Source organism: Rheinheimera sp. WS51 (assembly GCF_050936095.1).
In the GTDB taxonomy this organism is placed as follows: domain Bacteria; phylum Pseudomonadota; class Gammaproteobacteria; order Enterobacterales; family Alteromonadaceae; genus Alishewanella.
The window spans coordinates 16447-36045 of sequence record NZ_JBOTRC010000005.1 but is presented as its reverse complement, the minus strand read 5'-3'; the positions used below and the strand labels follow the sequence as shown (position 1 = coordinate 36045).

Below are 19599 nucleotides of genomic sequence, written 5' to 3'. Positions count from 1 at the left end.
AAAATGACAAATTCACTGCGGTTACAACAATTGGTTAAGTTAATTGATATTACAAGATTAGATGATAACGATACACCAACGGCATTTAATGATTGGGTGACAGCTTTACCAAAGCTTACTTATGCGGCTTATTGTGTCTACCCAGACTTTATATCAGCACTATTGCAGCACGAAGGTCGCTCTGAGCAGGCACAAATAGCAACGGTAGTAAACTTTCCAAGCGGTGACATAGCTACCGATATTGTATGTGAACAAATCCAGCAAGCGATTGATTTAGGTGCTACAGAGATTGATTGTGTTCTGCCATACAAAACATTGATGCGTGGTGAGCATGGCGCTGTAACCAGTTTTTTATATGATGTTAGACAAGCCGCTACCAGTTGTTGCTTAAAAATAATTATTGAGTCTGGAGAGTTAATTACAGCCCAGCAGGTAGCAAAAGCAACTGAGCTTGCTATTGAGTGTGGGGCTGATTTTATTAAAACATCAACGGGTAAGGTTCCTTTTGGTGTTAGTGAAGAAGCTGCACGAATCATTCTAACTGTTATTGCAGCAGCTGATAGAGAGGTTGGTTTTAAAGCATCAGGAGGAGTGCGCAGCGTTGAGCAAGCTTTTCAGTTAATTCAGTTGTATGAAGAGATCACTGGCAAAATAGCGACGAAAGAGACGATGCGGATTGGAGCCAGTAGTCTAGCAGAAGAGTTAAACCAGCAATTAGAGAAAATAACTGACTAGATATGCTTTCTAAGCTTTAAACTCCCAAGCAAGGACGCTAAGCGAGTAGAGTTATTGTAGCGAGTGAAAGTGTATATAGATATACTAGAGTTTGAACAGGCTATAACTAAGAATATATTGTGAGTTAACTTGCGCTAGATTTATATAAATCTATTCTGAATGGTGTAGTTAGGCTAGCAAGAGTAGAAGTGGTGGAGGGGGAAGGATTCGAACCTTCGAAGGCAGTGCCAGCAGATTTACAGTCTGATCCCTTTGGCCACTCGGGAACCCCTCCACAACTGGGCAGCATCTTATCAAATTTATTTTTGATGTAAAGTAAAATACTAAAGTTTTTTATTCAACTGCCGATAAAAAGGACAATCTTTCTAATCATTGTATAATATGACAGCAATTATTAACGAATGGCAGCTCGACACTCGGTTAAATGTCGCGTTGCAAAAGAATCATCAAGGTGATTTTTCATTATTTTTAGCTCTACTGTCTAAAGCAGTTGAAGAAAATGCTGAGTTTTTCACCCCGGATAGCTTGCAAACCGCTTCGAGTACAAAAACAGTAGCACAGCAGCTTAGTGTCAGAGTTGCGCGGCCTTTTGGCTGGCAAGCGCAAGATCAGGGTTTAATCACAAGCTATGGAGAAGCCTTACAACGATCCGGTTTAGCTGAGCAAAAATTATTAAGCTACTTAAATCCTGAACCAATTGTTTATGAAGATAATAAGCTAAAGTTGCCATCTGAATTATGGCAAAGCTTAGACTTACACACTAAAAGAAGAATAAATACCAAACAGCCAATCGAAAAAGCAAAAGCTAATCCTGCTGCACTATATGAAGTATTAGAAAAACTGCACCAACCCGAAGCGGCTTAACAGGGGGAATCGCTATGCCTAAAGTTTAATTAGCCCTGGCTTCCTGACGGTAAATGCTCAACACATTGTTTAAATTTTTTGTTACTCCCGCAAGGGCACTTATCATTACGGCCAACTTTTAGCGTTGGTGACTCTATTAAACGTCCAGTTGTATATAGCCAGCTATCTTCAAAGATAAATTCAGACGTTTCCAGAAACTCAAATAATAAATTATTTTGTAGGTAACTTACGCTAAATCTCACGCTACCCTGATTATCTGTTTGTTGGCTAGCCATAATATCTAACTTTATACAATGGCTATTATTGGCAAAATCTGCGATTTGCTGTATCGAATTAGCTAAGCGCTGAGTGGGATGATAGGTCATATATATGTAGTCAGCGTTTTTTATACAATAAGCACTATAGCGAGAGCGCATTAACTGCTCACAAGTTTCAGGTTGCTTTAATTGTATAATAAACGGCCGGCAACATTCTGCATATGCAGACAATGATCCACAATAACAAAGCACAAAAACTCCTTAATAAACTACTCTAACAGCCTAACATTATAAGTATGTAGTTTAATGTGACTTCAGACTAGGGCGCAAGTTATCTAATGGATAAAACCAAGCTTGATGTTGTGCAGCTAATTTTTGATAACCATGATTGACACTATCAGTTAAAGGCTGGCTACAGTTAATAACTACTTTACATTTTCCAGAAGTTAAAGCGGCATTAATGACAGCATTTAACTTAGTTAGCTGGCTTTTGTGTATTACGAGTATTTTATGAAGTGGTAATTGATTATTGCTAGCGAGCAACTTAATCATAAATGCAGTTGGTGCTAAAAGAACTATCCAGCCAGATTGGTTTTGATGTTGCTTTATTAATTGCACCAACATTTTTTGCTGTAAGTTAATAAATTGATTTGTTTGCGAATTAAGTTCTGCAGAACTAGGCATTAAGCTTTTATCTTTATTACAGGACTTATCGATTGCTATCGTAGGGGTTTCTAATAAATAATTCATGCTAACCTCAACTTGATGTCTGTATATCCATACAGTGTATAGGTATACAGTAGTTGTAAGTTAGACAAAAAGCAAGTTTTTCTTGAACCCTAAACTGACAACGTCAGCTTTAGACTGAGTAGACGCCAAATAAAAAGCCATCACCAAATGTTTGATGATGGCTTTAGCATATTTTTTTAAACTCTATACCCTTTTAATTATTACGTAGTGAGTAAATTGCGGGTTTATTAGCGACATTCCAAACAGCTAATATGGCTGTTAAAATAGCAATACAGCTTATCAATATGATTGGTACTATAAACGATGACAGCTCTACTGAAACCGAAAACCAAGCCTTGTTTGTCGCATAGGATAATAATGCCAGTAAAAAAGCTGTGCTAATGGTTAGGCCTATTAAAACTGGTGTCATGGTATCTTTGCATATTAGTAACATGATGCGTTTAGGGCTAGCGCCAATCGCGATACGTATACCCAGTTCGAATTGACGTAATGTCATACTGTAGTTAAGTACTCCATAAACGCCAATTGCGGCTAAAAATAACGATAATAAGCCAAGTGTAGCGGTTACCCAGGCAGAGATTTTTTCCATTGATATCTTTAACTCATGTACTTCATCCATTGAAAATTTATCGTATAAGTAAATTTGCGAGCTGATTTTGCTGACTAATTGATTTAATTGTACTGCTGTTAGCTCTTGGTTGGGTTTGTAAGCCACCATAAAGGTTGCAGCTCTGAGCATTGGCACATAAATACGAGGCATATCTAGTTGGTTAGGTATTGTTAAGTCTTTAACAATGCCAACGACATGATAGGGGTCTTTTTGACGGGTAAAGTAAAACGGTTTGCCTAAAGCAGAATCATCTTCCGAAAGCATAGCAGCCATGCTTTCGTTGATAATTGCTACCTTATCACGAGCATTTACTTCTTCTGCTGTTACATTACGTCCAGCAATAAAAGGTAAACCAACTAAAGGGATATAGTTTTCATCTATAGTTGCTATTCCTGGGCCTATCGATACGCCTCCACCAAACTCTGATGTGACAGCTGTGGTCCACTCAATATTGACTGTCCTTGCCATTGGTGCGTTACTGGCTAGGCTGACGCTTTCAATCGCGTTATGTTCCTTAAGTTGCTTTGCAATAGCCTCTATATAGTTACGTCGCTCTTCAGCTGAAGCTTTAGCTAAATCACCTAAATCAAAATCGAGAAAGGTTTTAGATTCGGTTGTGAAACCTAGCGGAGCTTGAATGGCTTTTATGGCGGAACTAAAGACCTGGACATTACAACTAATTAATATTGCCGACAAAGTGACTTGACTGATTATTAGGATGTTACGAATACGTGACGAAATCTGTAAACCAGCGCCTTTACCACTAGCTTGTAATGTTTTATTTAACTCGCGATAGTTAATTTGGCTCGAAGTAATTAAAGAAAATATAGTCGCTAGTACTATAGCTACAGATACTGAGAATAATAATGTAGGTAGATTCAAAGATAATTCCGCCACCCTTGGTAATTGTGTTTGAGCTACTGAAAACAACATGTTATTACCAAGCTGTGCAACAATAAGCGCTAATATGCTTGCGGTAAACATGAGTAGCATTATTTCTGTGAAAATGATGCCGAAAATATGTTTACGCTTTGCGCCTAATGCTATTTGGATAACGATTTTGCGATGATTATTCGCCGCTCGGGCTAGAATTAAGTTGATAATATTAACCGCAGAAATCAACATTAAAACCAAGACGCCAGCAAACATTAATAAAGCTCTTGATTGAGAGTCTCCTAAAATAACCTCGTTAAAACTTCGTAAGCTTACGCTGATAGTGCGGTTTTCAAAATAGGCGTTGCCAGTGACTTCTTCACTGAAACGCTTATTTATTAGCGTGGACATATTGTGTTCTGTTTGACTGACAGATTGGCCTTCATTTAATTTTGCGACAAGATATAAGTCGATCAAAAACATTGTCCAATCTGTTTCGTCGCCTGGCACTAGGGGGGTAAAGTCCCAAGGTAGCCATACTTGTGTGTTGCGACCAGTCTCGTGTAATTGCGGCTCTATAAACTCTTTGGCTGTAACCCCGATAATATTAAAACTAACCCCGTTAAAGGTCATCTTTTTAGATAAAATATCAGGGGTTCCTTGGTACAAACTCTGCCATAATTGGTAACTAATTACAGCGACAGGCACATTAGAGTTTATCCCTTCTTCAGCTGAAAAACCTCGGCCTACGGCATATTGACTACCTAATAGTGTTAAAAAATCGGGTGTTATATAACCTGCTTTTAGTTTTGGCTTCGCGTCATCGTTGGTTAATACTGCTTCTTCATATTTAATAAAAGCACGTTGTTCAAATTGGTCTGCTTGTTGATATAACTCCATTAAACCAGGTATATTCTGAGCATTATTAAAACGAAGTCTGCCGTTGTCATGATGAGCCCAGTTACTAATATAGAGCCGTTCTTGATCAGGGTAGGGTAATGGCTGGTAAAGTAATAAGTAATTAAGGTTAAACATACAAACTAATGCACCAAGGGTGATACCAAAGGTCAATACAATAGTTGACACATAACCTGGTACGTTTTTTAAGCTGTTAACTGCCGTACGGATATAATAGTTAAACATGTTAACCTACCTCCGCCAACACGGCGGCTGAGTCAACTATCTGGCCATCGAGTAAATGCAGTTTACGTTTTGCCATCTCAGCGTAGCGGCTATCATGGGTTACCATGCATAAGGTTGTGCCTTCTTGGTTTAGTTGCATTAGCATATCCATAACTGCATCACCATTTTTAGAATCTAAATTTCCTGTAGGTTCGTCAACTAATAATATGGCTGGATTTGCAATCAAGGCTCTAGCGATAGCAACCCGTTGTTGCTGGCCCCCTGATAACTGATTAGGTTTATGTTTAGCTCTGTGTGCCATGTCTACTTTTTCTAAGCATTGCATTACACGTTGTTCAAGCTCGCTATTTGTCGGTACTTGCTTTGCGTAACGTAAAGGTAAAGCAACATTATCAAAAACAGAAAGCTCATCTATTAGATTGAATGATTGAAATATAAAACCTATTTTGGCATTTCTGATTTCTGCGGCTTGAGCTAACGATAGGTTACTTACATCGTTATTCTCAATGTAATATTGGCCGTTAGTTGGCATGTCAAGTAAACCTAAAAGTGATAATAGCGTTGACTTGCCACAACCAGATGGACCACAAATAGACACAAAGTCTCCTGCATAAATTTCAAGGTCGATACCTCGTAGGGCGTGTGTATCCATCTCATCAGTACTAAACACCTTAGTAATGCCAGTCATTTTGATTTTTAATTCGCGCATAGCTTGTTCCTTTTTTATTTAGTTTGTAATACTTATGCGTTTATGTTCAGTAAAGCCAGTCATATCAGACACAATAAAAGTGTCATTAACAGCTGCACCACTAAGTACCTGAATGTATCTTCCGGCATCTTCTCCATAACGTACTTCAGAGTACTCAGCTAGTTGCTCTGTTTTATCAAGTTTATACAGGCTATCTTTGGAATTAACCCGAACATTGACAGGTCGCTCAATATATAAGGTGTTTTTTAATTCAGCAGTGTAAATAATTGCATCAACATTCAACTCAGGACGAGCTGATGCAGGTAACTGTGGGCTAGTAAATTTAACTTCTACTGTCACAGTACCTTCTTGGACTTCAGGTGTTATGCGACTTACAACTCCGGGAATCATGTCCCTGCGAGTGGTTACTTCCGCAAGTTGTCCTAACTGAACTTTTTCTGCTTGAGCTTGGGGGACACGAATTAATGCTAGTAAATCTTGCTCACTGCCAACTAATGCTAACTCTTGACCAGCTGGAATACTTTGTCCGAGTTCGACGGGCAATCGTTGTAATATACCGTGTATTCCGGCTTTTACTGCCAATGCATCAACACGATTTTTAACAGTTAGATATAAAGCTTCAGCCTGATTAATTTGTTCTTGCTGTATATTTAGCGCTTCTTGGCTCACTAATTTAAGTTGTGCTATGCGGTTTTTTTGGATTTGCATACTACTAGCTAAAACTTCCTGCTCTAATACAGTCGTTTTGTAAGTGATTCTAGATACAATTCCTTTATCAACTAATTCTTGCTCAGCTTCGCGACGTAGCTTAATCATATTAAATTTAGCTGAAATATCAGCTAAATTAGATTCTTCAGCTAGTAGTTCACGTTGATTATTTAATTTAAGCTTACGTAAATTAGCTTTTTCTTGATTAAGCTGCATTCTTGCGCGTTCAGCTTCTTCGTGAAGTTCAGGATTGTTGAGCTGCATAATCACACTATCAGGACTTACTTGGGCACCTGGGCGTAAGATAATTTCCTCTACTGTTGCTGAGCTTAGAGACGTCAACAGCTTTTGCCGATGAGATCTGAGTACTCCGTATCCTTTTACTTGGACGCGCAGATCTCCTTGCATAACAGTGCTTAAGACTAATTGACTACGATCAACCTGACGATAAGACTCTTTGCCCATAAGCAAAAAGGCCATGATACCGATAACAGCAATGCTTAATAAAAGCATTGCTTTGTTTTTATACCGGGCATGTGTAGGTTTTGGTTTAACTACATCCATACACTATTCCTGTTATTTAATTGCTGAGCATTCATTTAAGTATTTGAAGCCGCAGTCGTTGTGCCGGTCTGAACTTGAGATTCTGATTCTTCATTTTCTTCATCTGGTTCTTCACTAATATTACGAATTTGTTTTTTACTGTAGCCCCAAATTGCAAATAAAATAGGGAATATAGATAGACAGATTAACATTAGAGCAATACCTCGACCTGGACCTGTTCCTATTAGAGGACCGATTGAGTTAGAGACTATATTTTCACCACGCATCACTGGCTCAAAAACAAAATCGGCAAGCGGACCTGCAAGAAAATCACCTAACGGAATAGTAAATTGGGCAAACATACGTCGTAAAGCAAACACTCTACCTTGTACGCCTTGTGGAATACGGCTTTGCCAGATAGCTTGGCTACTACCATTGATGATAGGTAATAAAAACTTGAAGCAGAATAGACCAATCATAATTAACCAGATTGATGGGTAGATGCCTAGTAGCAACAGACAAAAGCCCATTAGAAAACCACTACCTAAAATACCGTGGATCTTTTTTTCGGGACCACCAGTGGAAGCAAGATAGAAGGAGCCTAATAGCATTCCTATACCACCTATCGATAAAGCTAAACCGATTTGAGATTCATCTGCGATAAAATACATCATTGGGAGTACAGAAATGGTGCCCATGCTAACAACGAAGTTAATTAAGCAGAAAAACACCAATAAATAAACTAAGTCTTTATGTTGAAATAAATATGACCAGCCTAATTTAAACTCCTGCCACAGACTGGAGCCTTTTGTATCTTTTTTAAAAGCTTTAGCCTTAGGAATTTTAACGAGTATTAGCGTAATCATGGCAATGGAGTATGTTGCTAGATCAATAAGTAAAACGGTAGTTAAGTCAGTGAAGGCTAATAAAGCACCAGCTAATAGAGGAGCAACAATCATACTGCTGGAGTCTGCAATTTGCATTAAGCCTGAAACTCTGCCGTAGTCTTTACGTTCTACAAGTGAAGTAATCGCTGCTATGTTAGCCGGAGCTTGAAAAGCGGTAGCAATTGAACTAATAAGAACACAAACATAAATATGCCAGAACACGAGGTTGTCGTTCATATACTGCACTGCAATAAATAAGGTAACTAATGCCGATACCGTATCAGATAAGATCATTACTAATTTTCGATCATAACGATCTACAATTGCCCCTATCCAAGGAGCTAATAACACTCCTGGTAGGCCAGCAATGACGGCAATCATGGTGAATGATGTAACAGAGTCAGTTTGACTCAAGATCCAGAGTCCTAACGCAAAGCTAGTTAGGCCTGAACCTAAAATTGAAAAAAGTTGACCAGTCCACATTAATTGGTATTTTCTCATACCTTCGCTGGCACCCTTAAATTGCAGTAACATTGACATTATCCTTTTATAATTTATTGTAGTTATTTAAAATTTCTAAAATACATTGCTTACAATCAGCGGCAAGTTTTTCAATACGTTCGACCCTATAAATAGTATTACTAAATTCCCAACGAACAGCTAATATGCCTTCTTTGATATAGACTCCAACGGCTAATGGTCTTAAGCGTTTTGTTTTATTATCTAAACCATAGCCACCAAAACCATCTACTTTGTGTAATACGCGTAAATCGGCTTGGTTGTCATGGCCAAAGTAATTGAAAAAAACTTGTGGTTCGGGGGTGTTATTGAAATGCTCAATTAATTCTTGATCTTGATTGAGATAACGCAGAACGCCATAACCGATCCCGCCATTAGGAATAGAACGTAGTTGTTCGTTAATCGATTTAATGGCTGCGACAGCGTTATTATTGTTGCCATAATCGAGAAAAGCTGGATAAATTGTATTAAACCAACCAACGGTTCGAGATAAATCAACATCATCAAATAATGCTTCTTTACCGTGCCCTAATAAATCTATCATTAAGCTGTTTGAATGACAGCTTTGTTTAAAAGCATAAACAATACTTGTTAGTAAAATGGCATCTATTTTTGCTCCAGTAACTTTTGGAACTTGGTCAAGCAAAATTGAGGTTTGCTGTTCATCTAAATTTATATAGACACTTTGCGAGCTAGACATTAAATTCTGGCCATCAGGAAAGTCTTTGCTAAGCTCTGCTGCATATTTTCTCGCTGGGAGCAGCCAATAAGGGCGTTGCTTTTTCATCTCATCGCTACAACCCCATGAGATTAGCTTTTCAACCCACTGCTTAAATGAAGTGCCTTTTTCTGGTAATTGTAATGGTTCATTACGACTGAATTGGCGATAGCAAGTCTCAAAATCATCTATAATAATGTGCCAAGAGCCAATATCAGCCAACATAAAATGACCAAATAAAAATAAAGTTGGTTTAATGGCTAAATTACAACGATATAAATAAGCTTGAAATAATGGTCCTTGCTGTAAATCTAACTCTGTAACATGAGAGTAGATACGCCGACCTAGCTGTTGCTCGTAGTTCGCTTCATCTTTTGCTTCAATAAGTATCTGTTTTAACTTTACTTTATTAATTGGCGCATCACAAAGTAAAGATGGCTGGTTTGGATCTACGTCAGTCAGTCTCATCCGTAAACTATCGTGCCGACAGAGTAAATGTTGTAAGGCTTGCTCTATAGCAGTAATATCAAAGTCATTATCTCTAGGCTGAAGATAGACCCCAAGGGTGTGATATTGAGGATTAGTATGCTGTAAGCTTAAGAAATGACGTTGAGCAGGCGTCATATTAACAATACCGGTTACGGGCGTTAACTGCCTTAAAATGCGTGTTGTCAATGATGCTTCCGCTAATATACGCGGTGTTTTATGTTGAAAAACTTGACGTGCAGTAAGGCTGATATCCAATAGTTTTGCTTTAGATACTAATTGAATAACCAGCAGAGAGTCTCCACCTAAGCTAAAAAAGTCATCATCAATCCCGACGCGCTCTACACGTAGAATTTGTTGAAATAGTTGACATAATTTGGTTTCTATATCGTTAGTAGGTGCAAGATAGGGTACTCCGCTTTTAATGAGCTCGGCAGAAGGCTTAGGCAAAGCACGACGATTTATCTTACCATTAGGTGTTTGGGGGAGGCTTTGTAACTGCACAAAAATAGCCGGAACCATATATTCAGGAATATGCTTTTTTAGGTAAAGACGAAGTTTATCGTGATCAAGAGAGACTTCATTGGCAGTGAAGTAGCAAACAATACGTTTATCACCAGGTACTAGCTCATGTACTACAGATACCGCTTGCTGTAATTGAGGATGTTTATTTAATGTGGAATCAATCTCACCAAGCTCAATTCTAAATCCACGAACTTTGACCTGAGAGTCTGCTCGACCAAGAAAGATAATATTACCTACATTATTATAGCGGGCTAAGTCTCGAGTACGGTATAACAGGCCTTGGCTATTTACTGGATCAGGAATAAAAGCATCTGTTGTTAGATCAGTTCTGGCCATATAACCGTCGGCTAAACAGCTACCACCGATATAAATTTCACCTGGCACTCCGACAGGAACGGGCTGCATCTCATCATCTAATAAGTACATACGGGTGTTTTCTATGGGTTTACCAATAGTAACAGCTCCGTTTTCGCCATCGCCACTTTCTATACGATGTCTGCTACACCAGACTGTTGCTTCAGTAGGTCCGTATAAATTCCAAAATGAAGACGAGCGTAGCAATAAAGTTTCAGCAAGTTCAGGGGGTAAAGCTTCTCCACCACAGAGAATACGCATATCCCGCTTACCCTGCCAGCCTAAATCTAAGAACATACGCCACATGGAGGGAGTCGCTTGCATTACGCTGATATCATGCTGTTGGATCATCTGTAAGATGCAATTTACATCTTGAAGTTGCTCTTTATCTGCAAGTACAACTGTGCCGCCATTGATTAGAGGTAGAAAGATCTCTAAGACAGCTATATCAAAACTAATAGTGGTTACTGCTAATAATTTCTCACCTTGATTGACTCCTGGCGAGCGACTCATTGCTTGAAGGAAGTTTACAACGGTCTTGTGATTAAGCATGACACCTTTTGGTAAACCAGTCGAACCTGAAGTGAAAATAACATATGCTTGATCAGTTAATTGTGCTTTGGGCCATTGCAAGGAATTAGATGAAACATGAACATTTTGAATCTGGCCTTCAGAATTAAGTTGTACCACCTCAGATTTTATTTCTGGTAATGCATTAATGAGTTGTTCTTGGGTGATCACTGCCGCAATGCTAGCAGTATCGAACATATATTGTACCCGATCTTTAGGGTAATTCAGATCAATAGGAATATATGCCGCGCCAGCTTTTAAGGTGCCGATCATCGCAACAATCATAGCGAGACTACGCTCAGTCGCGATAGCAACATAACTACCTCTACCTATACCTTTTGTTACTAAGTATTTTGCTAATTCAGTGCTTTGCGTATCTAGCTGCCGGTAATTTAAAGTTTTATCTTGACAGATAACAGCAGCTAAGTCTGGAGTTTCAAGCGCTTGTTTATGAAGCATTTGGTCTAAAGTAGATTCCGATATAGGATAAGACTCGCCTTTACTCCATTGCTGTATTATCTGCAGATTTTCTTGTTTACTAAGTAGGCTGACATTAGCAATTTTTTGCTGAGGTTGAGCTAATAAGCGCTCAAGCAATAGAGTTAGATGCTCTGCCATTCTATATATGGTATCGCTATTGAATAAATCGGTGTTGTACTCAATAAATCCGTCTAAAGCACCGGTATCATTAAAATAAAATGTCAGATCGTATTTAGCGGTCTGATTTTCTGTATTTAGAGGCTTTATTTGTAAAGCCTGGTTTACTGACATTGTAGGAGCTTGATTATCCTCAGTAGTACTTTGAGTATTGTTAAGAATTAACATTACTTGGAAGATGGCTGCACGACTCATGTCACGTGGTGGATTTAATTCCTCCACTAATTTTTCGAAAGAGACATCCTGATTAGCAAAGGCATCAAAAACAGTATTTTTCTCTTGCTCTAATTGTTGTAGAAAATTAACTTGTGGATCAATATGGGTGCGAAAGGCCAAAGTGTTTGTAAAAAAACCAATTACATTTTCTAGTTCACTTCGGTTACGGTTTGCTATTAAAGTACCTAGCGCAAAATCATCCTGTCGACTGTATTTATGTAATAATACTCGCAGTGCAGCAAGCATCACTGTGAAAGGCGTCGTTCCCGTATTATGGCTAAGTTGCTTTAATTGATTACTAAGTTGAGGAGCAATTTTTATTGCTACAGAGGCACCATTAAAAGTTCTCTCGGAAGGCCTTGGTCTATCGGTATAAAGCTCGAGTGGTGGTACATCTGCTAACTTATCTTTCCAATATGCTAACTTGTTTAATAGAAGCTTTTCTTGTGCTTCAGAACGTTGCCAACAGGCATAATCAAGATAATTATAATCCGTAATACTGCTAATAGAACTTTGTTCTGATAATTGTTCGTAACATTGAAAAATTTGTTGAATCAGTAATGAGTGAGACCAAGCATCAAAAGCAATATGGTGTACATTGAGATACCAAAGATAATGTGAAGCACCTATCTTAAATAATCGGCTACGAAAAACACCCTCACTTTGCAGATCAAAAGGTGTGTGTCCATCTTCTTTTATTTCACGTAATGCGTCGTTTTTAGCTTGCTCTTCACTTCGCTCTGTAAAATCAACTTGCGGTAAAATTGAGTGTCCCATATTTTTGATAAAGTCAGTTACGCTCAATACTTTTTGCTTTGCTATACCATCAACTTCACGGTACTGGCTACGAAGTATTGGGTGAAACTCTATGGTGCGAAGCATAGCTTCACCAAGCCGAGCACTATCTAATTCACCATTTACTGAGTAGACAATTGGAATATTATATTCAGGGCTGCTGGGATCAAATTGCGACATAAACCAGATCCGTTGTTGCTCATGTGATAGCGGGTAATACTCTGCTTCTTTTGCTTTGGGCAACTTTAAGTTCGCTGGCGCCGCACTAGTTTTTCGTTGCGCCAAGCGTTGTATTAACAGCTCTCGTTGTTCAGGAGAGAGTGCTTTAAGTTTTGCTTCTAGGTCCATAGGGATATCCATTTTTAATTATAATTATCCGGTTATCTCAGCCATCAGGGCCAATAGTTCATCTTCATCAACTGATTGCAATTGCAACTCATCTAACCGTTTTGCAAGTTGATCTAATTGTTGATATACAAATAAGTCACCCAGTGTAAGTGTTAAATGTTCACCAAAATCTTGTCGGATTAGTGCAAGTAGTTTCATGGCAAGTACAGAGTTACCACCTAAGCGGAAAAAGTTGCTGTTACTATTATTGACATTTATACCCAGTAATTTTTGCCATAGCGTTGCTAATTTGTGCTCTGTAGAGGAGCTCAGTTCTTGGTGTGGTAATTGTTCAATCTGCTCAAGCTGACTTAATTGTTTTTTATCAACCTTACCACTAGGTGTAGTAGGAAGTGTTTCTAGTTGCTGCCATGAGGTGGGTTGCATATAAGATGGCAGCCATTTTGCTGCATATTCTGTTAAATCAGAAATAGCTAAAGGTATATCAGCGGTGTAAAACGTAGTTAGTATAGGTTCACCATTGCTGGCTTTACTCAAGACGGCAGCACAAGACTTTACTTTTGGATGACGTTCAACGATGGCTTCTATTTCAGTTAGTTCAATTCGATATCCGTGTAGTTTTACTTGTTCATCTAGCCGCTGTAAATAGAGTAAACGGCCATCAGCTAACTGTTTAACAAGATCTCCAGTGCGGTACAATCGTTCTTGACTACCATTAAGCCATTGTTTGGTAATAAAGCGATCGGCTGTTAACTCCGCTTTACCACGATAACCTAAGGCTAGGTTATCGCCAGCGATAAATAGTTCACCTTTACTGCCAATGGCAGCCAGATCTCCAGATGGATTCATCACATAGAGTCGGTTATTGCTGATCGCCTTACCCGTGCTTATTAATTCGAGTGAATCAACTGTTATACGCTGACATGAAATCCAGACAGTTGCTTCAGTTGGTCCATACATATTCCAAAGCTCGCGGCCCTTATTTAGAAGCCGCTCGGCTAACACTTTAGGTAAAGCTTCACCTCCGGTTAGCATGGTTAAGTTTGACTGACCAGCCCAGCCAGACTCGAGTAGCAAGCGCCAACCAGCGGGGGTCGCTTGCATTATGCTGATTTGATGTTCATCTAAATACTGTGCAATAGCATAACCATCACGATTTTTTTGATGTGGTAACAGCACCATACTGGCACCGTATAATAGGGGTAAAAACAGTTCTAATACTGATATGTCGAAAGAAATAGGTGTTATGGCAAGTACTTTATCTTTATCTGTTATACCCGGCTCTGTTGCCATGGCAGCCAGGAAATTCAGCATACTATGTTGGCTAACCTCAACGCCTTTTGGTAACCCAGTACTACCTGAAGTATAAATACAGTAAGCTAAATGTTGTGGCTGATTTTGTAATAAAGGAAAAAAAGTTACAGCTTGTTGCTGTAACTGCGATAACAACCATATAGGGGCACCTTGCAAAGCAAGCTGTTGTTGCAACGATTCTGTAGTGATAATGGCACAGACAGCCGCATCCGAAACAATATATTGTAACCTTTCTTGTGGATATTCAGGATCCAGAGGTAAGTAAGCTGCTTGGCAGCGGAAAATAGCCAAAAGAGTAATTACCAATTCGCTATTTCTGGGTAGACAAACAGCAACTAAATCGCCGGGACGGACGCCATTGCTATAAAGCTTAGCAGCCAAAGAGTCAGCCTCTTGTAGCAGTTGCTGGTAGCTTAATTGACGATCTGAACCAAACACAGCGAGTTTATTTGGATAACATTTTGCTGTATTAGTAAACCAGCTATATAGATCTTTAAACTTAGGCTCACAATTGGTATTGAATTTAGGTAACTGTTCTAGGAATACAGCTTGTAGTTCTTGCTCTAATTGCACTAAAGGTCTATCTGTATTTTGAGCAAACTGGCTAAATAGCTGAACTAATCTAGTTACCATTAATTGAACTGAATCGGCTAGAAATAAATCCTGACTGTACTCAATAAAGCCAGATAGTTGATTATTTTTTAGGGTCAAACTAAAACTTAAATCAAATCGTGCGCTGTGATTGTCAGAATTAGGCATAGTTAGAGCTAATTGGTCAGTTATAGCAAACCCTTCTTGGCCTGATGATGTACTGTGATTAAAATTAAACAGCACTTGAAAAAGTGGGTTATGGCTGGTGCTTCTTTCTATATTTAACTGTTGTAATAATTCAGGTAGTTGAAACTGTTGATGTTCAAATCCGCTTAAAATGTGTTGTTTTGCTTGAGCTACCAATTGGCTGCATGTCATGCCAGGTTGCCATTTCATTCGAATAGGCAACGTATTTAATAGTAAGCCTATTAACTCACTGTATTGCGAATTGTCTCGTCCTGATACTGGGATCCCGATAACAAAATCATCTTGGCGTGAAAATTCATGCAGTAGTTGAGCACAAATTGCAAAACTAAGCATATACAAAGAAGAACCAAGTTGTTCTGCTTGAGATTTTAAATTATTAACAATGTCTGCATTTAAATTAAAACGGCAGCGGCCTCCCTGAAAGCTAGGTTGAGGTGGGCGAGAGAAGTCTGTTGCTAGTTCAATTAATTGTGGTACATCTTTTAATTGCCGTAGCCAATAACTCTGCTGCTGTTGTTGCCATTGTTGATAATCTTGCTGTTGTTGCCATAAAGCAAGATCTGATATTTGTAACTGAGGTTGTGCAGCTTGCCAATCTTGGTTTTGTATTAGCTGCTGATATCCTTGAATTAGTTGACGAGTCAGTAACTGGAAGCTACTACCATCGGCATTTATATGATGTATAACGACACCTAAGGCATGGCGATTGGCAGCGAGTCGATACAATATAAATCGATATGCTGGTTTATCGGTTAAAGCAAAAGGTAAATTAGAATCTGAGGCAAAATGTTCTGCTAAATTATCGGCTGAGTGGCTGATGTCTTGTTTCGTAAACTGTAAAGGGATTTTATTATCAATACGCTGAAGTATTGTGCCGTCATCTTCAAAATAAGTTGTATGAAAGGCAGCTTGTTGTTGAGTTATTTTTTGTAAAACTAGCTGTAAGCAAGCTATATCAAGCTCACCGGTTAATAACAATAGCATAGGCATATTATATGCTGCAGCACTGCTATCCAGTTGATGTAAAACCCACATTTGTTGTTGGCTTGCTGTTAGTGGGAAAACTTTTTGTTTTGGTTGTCTTAAAACTGGAATTACAGGCTGTTGTTCACTTTGTTCACGAACTAATTTTGCAAGTGCGCGGATCGTCGGTTGCTGAAAAAATTGGCGTAAGCTGATACTCGTTTGTAGATTATCTTTAATTCTAGCAAGCACAGATAACGCAAGTAGGGAGTGGCCTCCTGCATTGAAAAAATTCTGCGTCATATGCAATGGTGTGCTAGGTAATATGTGTTGCCAAATTTCTAAGATAGCGTGTTCGATTATATCATCGCTATCTTCTGCTGTTGCTGACTCACCATGAGTATGAGGTAGTGGTAGTTTGGTTCTATCTATCTTACCTCTGCTAGTTAGCGGCAAAGAGTCAAGTACCACCAACTGTTGTGGTAGCATATATTCAGCAAGTTGTAATTCTAGGTATTGACGTAATTCGGCTAAGTCAAACCTCTGGCTACGGGGAACAATATAGGCAACGAGCTGCTGAGGCTCAATAATCATGACATAGCACTCTGCGACAGTACCTGCTCGTAAGATTTGCTGGCGAATACCTTCTAATTCTATTCTGTAGCCACGAAGCTTAACTTGTTGATCGTTACGTCCAGCAAAGCATATATTGCCATCATCGCGAAAATATACGATATCACCGCTAGCGTACAATCGATTGCCACTTTGTGGATGATAAATAAATTTACTAGCGGTAAGGCTGGCTTGGTTTTGGTAGCCTAAGGCTAGATTTTCACCGCCAATATATAATTGTCCCTTAACATTGGCTGGTACTGGCATTAAATCTGTATCTAATATATATAATTGGTTTGGCGCAATGGCTTTACCTATTGGTACTTCAAAAGCTGCTTTATCTTCAGGGCATACCTTATGAATACTACAACTGATGGTAGCTTCACTGGGGCCGTAGGCATTGAATAACGTTGCTTGGGAGTTAAGCTCAAACCAGTTTGACACTCCTGGGCCGGTTAACTGCTCTGTTCCAACCACAATTTGTCGGATACATGTCGGTAAATGCTGTTTAGATTCTAGTAGACTATTAACCCAGCTTTGCCAGTAGGCCGTGGACAAGCTTAAGTGCTCAATCTTGTATTGGTTAATAAGTTGCATTAACTCGGTAAAAGTTAATGTGTTTTTCTGAGGTGGAAGTAACAAATGACAGCCTGCGAGTAAACTAGGAAAAATTTCTTCTAAGGCTAAATCAAAAGATAAAGCAGAACTTTGCAAGCTAGTACGATACTGTGTAAGTTGATAATGTTGCACCATACTAAAAGCGTGATTATTCAGCGCTTGACGCTTTATCATTACCCCTTTTGGGGTGCCAGTTGTGCCTGAAGTGTAAACGATATAAGCCGAATGATTAGCTTGGCTTGCTAGCACGGTAGAATCAAGAAGAAGAGTAGGTTGCAATGTTATTAAGATATCAGCACTATTGGGTTGATCCGACAGTGTCAAGCGTGCCTGACTATCTTGATATAAAAATTGTTTACGTTCATTGCTAATATCAGTATCAAGGATAACAAAACAGCCACCTGCAGCCAGTACGGATAGCATTGCTATAATGGTTGTCAGTCTATGTTCACAGCTAATAGCAATGACATCTCCAGGTTGAACCCCCTGTTGTTGTAATACCGCATTATGGTGTAAGACTAGTTGCCATAATTCAGCGTAGTTAACTACATATTCATCTTCAGTTTGGGTAAGCGCTTCTTTTTGTGGCTGACGTTCTACGGTTCGAGCCAGCAACTGTAAGATATCTTGCTGGCCACAGTCTACCTTAGGTAAATGACTTAATAGTTTTTGTTGTTGTGCTAACGAGCTGAGCGCAAATTGGCTTATCGGTTTTTCAGGTGTTGCTATAAGTTGCTGTAATAAATTGACAAAGTGTTCAGTATATTTATTGATATCTTTTTGTTCGAATAGAGCTTTATTATATTCAAAATAGCCTTGGTACTCACCGTGTTGACAGCTAACCTCTAAGGTTAAATCAAGTTTTGCATAATGGCGTTTAATAGCACTACTTTGCCAAGTATTATCAGAATCCGCTAAAGCATCATGTAATGCATTATAAGAAAACATGACTTGAAAAAGAGGGTTACGATTAATATTTCGCTCAGGCTTTAGTAGTTCCAAGATCTGTGCATAGCTAAGTTGCTGATGTGCTAGGCATTGATAAAACCGCTCACGTAATTGATGCACATACTGACTCGCCCCCAATTTGCTATCTATACAAGCAGGAATTAATAAGGTATTAGCAACAGGTGCAACAAAATGTTTTAACTGTGGTTGATCGCGGTTTAATATTGGTGTAGCTATAATGAAGTTTCGTTGCTCACTGAGTTTGTACAATAAAAGATTAAAAACAGCTAATAATAGATTGAAAGGGGTAATATGCTGGCTTTGACAGAATTGTGTCAGCTGAACTGATAATTCGGTTGGTAAGTTAAAATAATAGTAGTCCCCTTCATTATTCAAGGGATTAGATTTACGGCTAATTTGCAGTTGCTGCTCGCAATCCTTAAGAGTCTCTTGCCAGAACTGTTCTAAAGCCTCAGGCTCAGTCAGTTTTTCTTGTTGTAAAAACTGCTGCATATTTATAGTAGGAGAGGCTAATATCGCAACTTCTTCATCTTGCTGCTGACGATATAGTAGCCGCCATTCAGATAAAATTAAATTTAAAGCGTAGCCATCTGCAATGATATGATGGATACAAAGCGTTATCAGATATTGTTGTTGTGGTAAAACATAAAGCGTTGCACGAAATGGCAACTCAGAAGATAAAGCAAATCCACGTCGAGAATCTTTACTAGCTAGCGTTTTTGCTTCTTCTAACGTTGATGCATTAATTATCGTCAGTAATGCCGTTGAAGTTGGAACAGTATGCTGCCTAGGCCCATTTTTGGTATTGATAAAGCGACTGCACATTATAGGGTGACGCTGAGTGACTAAATACAGTGCCTGTTGCAAATTAGTAATATTCAGCGGTTCAATGACAAACATAGCTTTGAAAATATTATTCAAGCCACTGTTTTGTTCAAGTTGTTCTATAAACCAAAACCTTTGCTGGCTTGTAGTCAACGGCAATAATGGCCCAAGTTGTCTTTTGGCGTTTGCTAGTTTTTGCAGTTTTTCTGCACGAGTCATTGATGACGTCATGA

General features: G+C 38.9%; 10 protein-coding genes and 1 tRNA gene. 2 read left to right on the top strand and 9 right to left on the bottom strand.

Features of this window, described 5'->3' with window-relative positions:
* Positions 1-3 precede the first annotated feature (3 nt).
* A complete protein-coding gene (gene deoC / locus ACRCA4_RS08080; protein ID WP_433186676.1) occupies positions 4-735 on the top strand; it encodes a deoxyribose-phosphate aldolase in 732 nt (243 codons plus the stop codon).
* 189 nt (positions 736-924) lie between these two features.
* Here the strand turns inward: deoC and ACRCA4_RS08075 are convergent.
* Positions 925-1009, bottom strand: a tRNA-Tyr gene (locus ACRCA4_RS08075).
* Positions 1010-1116: 107 nt separating this feature from the next.
* Between ACRCA4_RS08075 and ACRCA4_RS08070 the strand changes: the two genes are divergently transcribed.
* The gene (locus ACRCA4_RS08070) at positions 1117-1599 is read left to right on the top strand and encodes a VC2046/SO_2500 family protein (protein ID WP_433186673.1); all 483 of its coding nucleotides are present in this window, start codon (positions 1117-1119) and stop codon (positions 1597-1599) included.
* A 29-nt stretch (positions 1600-1628) separates the two neighbouring features.
* Here ACRCA4_RS08070 and ACRCA4_RS08065 read toward each other — a convergent pair whose 3' ends face one another.
* The 8 genes from ACRCA4_RS08065 to ACRCA4_RS08030 all read right to left on the bottom strand — a co-directional run bounded on the left by ACRCA4_RS08065 (position 1629) and on the right by ACRCA4_RS08030 (position 19597).
* Positions 1629-2108 (bottom strand): YchJ family protein, encoded by a 480-nt coding sequence (locus tag ACRCA4_RS08065; RefSeq protein ID WP_433186670.1) that lies wholly within the window; start codon positions 2106-2108, stop codon positions 1629-1631.
* Positions 2109-2159: 51 nt separating this feature from the next.
* Complete coding sequence (locus tag ACRCA4_RS08060; RefSeq protein ID WP_433186667.1) at positions 2160-2606, bottom strand: SulA-like leucine-rich domain-containing protein; 447 nt, start codon at positions 2604-2606, stop codon at positions 2160-2162.
* Between the two features lie 193 nt (positions 2607-2799).
* Positions 2800-5232 carry an ABC transporter permease gene (locus ACRCA4_RS08055; RefSeq protein ID WP_433186665.1) on the bottom strand — a complete coding sequence of 811 codons (2433 nt, stop codon included), beginning with the start codon at positions 5230-5232 and terminating at the stop codon, positions 2800-2802.
* A gap of 1 nt (position 5233) precedes the next feature.
* A complete protein-coding gene (locus ACRCA4_RS08050; RefSeq protein WP_433186663.1) occupies positions 5234-5941 on the bottom strand; it encodes an ABC transporter ATP-binding protein in 708 nt (235 codons plus the stop codon).
* Between the two features lie 18 nt (positions 5942-5959).
* Positions 5960-7213 carry an efflux RND transporter periplasmic adaptor subunit gene (locus ACRCA4_RS08045; protein WP_433186660.1) on the bottom strand — a complete coding sequence of 418 codons (1254 nt, stop codon included), beginning with the start codon at positions 7211-7213 and terminating at the stop codon, positions 5960-5962.
* Positions 7214-7248: 35 nt separating this feature from the next.
* Positions 7249-8613 (bottom strand): MFS transporter, encoded by a 1365-nt coding sequence (locus ACRCA4_RS08040; protein WP_433186657.1) that lies wholly within the window; start codon positions 8611-8613, stop codon positions 7249-7251.
* 13 nt (positions 8614-8626) lie between these two features.
* Positions 8627-13267 (bottom strand): amino acid adenylation domain-containing protein, encoded by a 4641-nt coding sequence (locus ACRCA4_RS08035; protein WP_433186654.1) that lies wholly within the window; start codon positions 13265-13267, stop codon positions 8627-8629.
* Positions 13268-13291: 24 nt separating this feature from the next.
* Entirely contained in the window at positions 13292-19597 is a 6306-nt protein-coding gene (locus tag ACRCA4_RS08030) for an amino acid adenylation domain-containing protein (RefSeq protein ID WP_433186651.1), read from the bottom strand.
* Between the last annotated feature and the right edge of the window lie 2 nt (positions 19598-19599).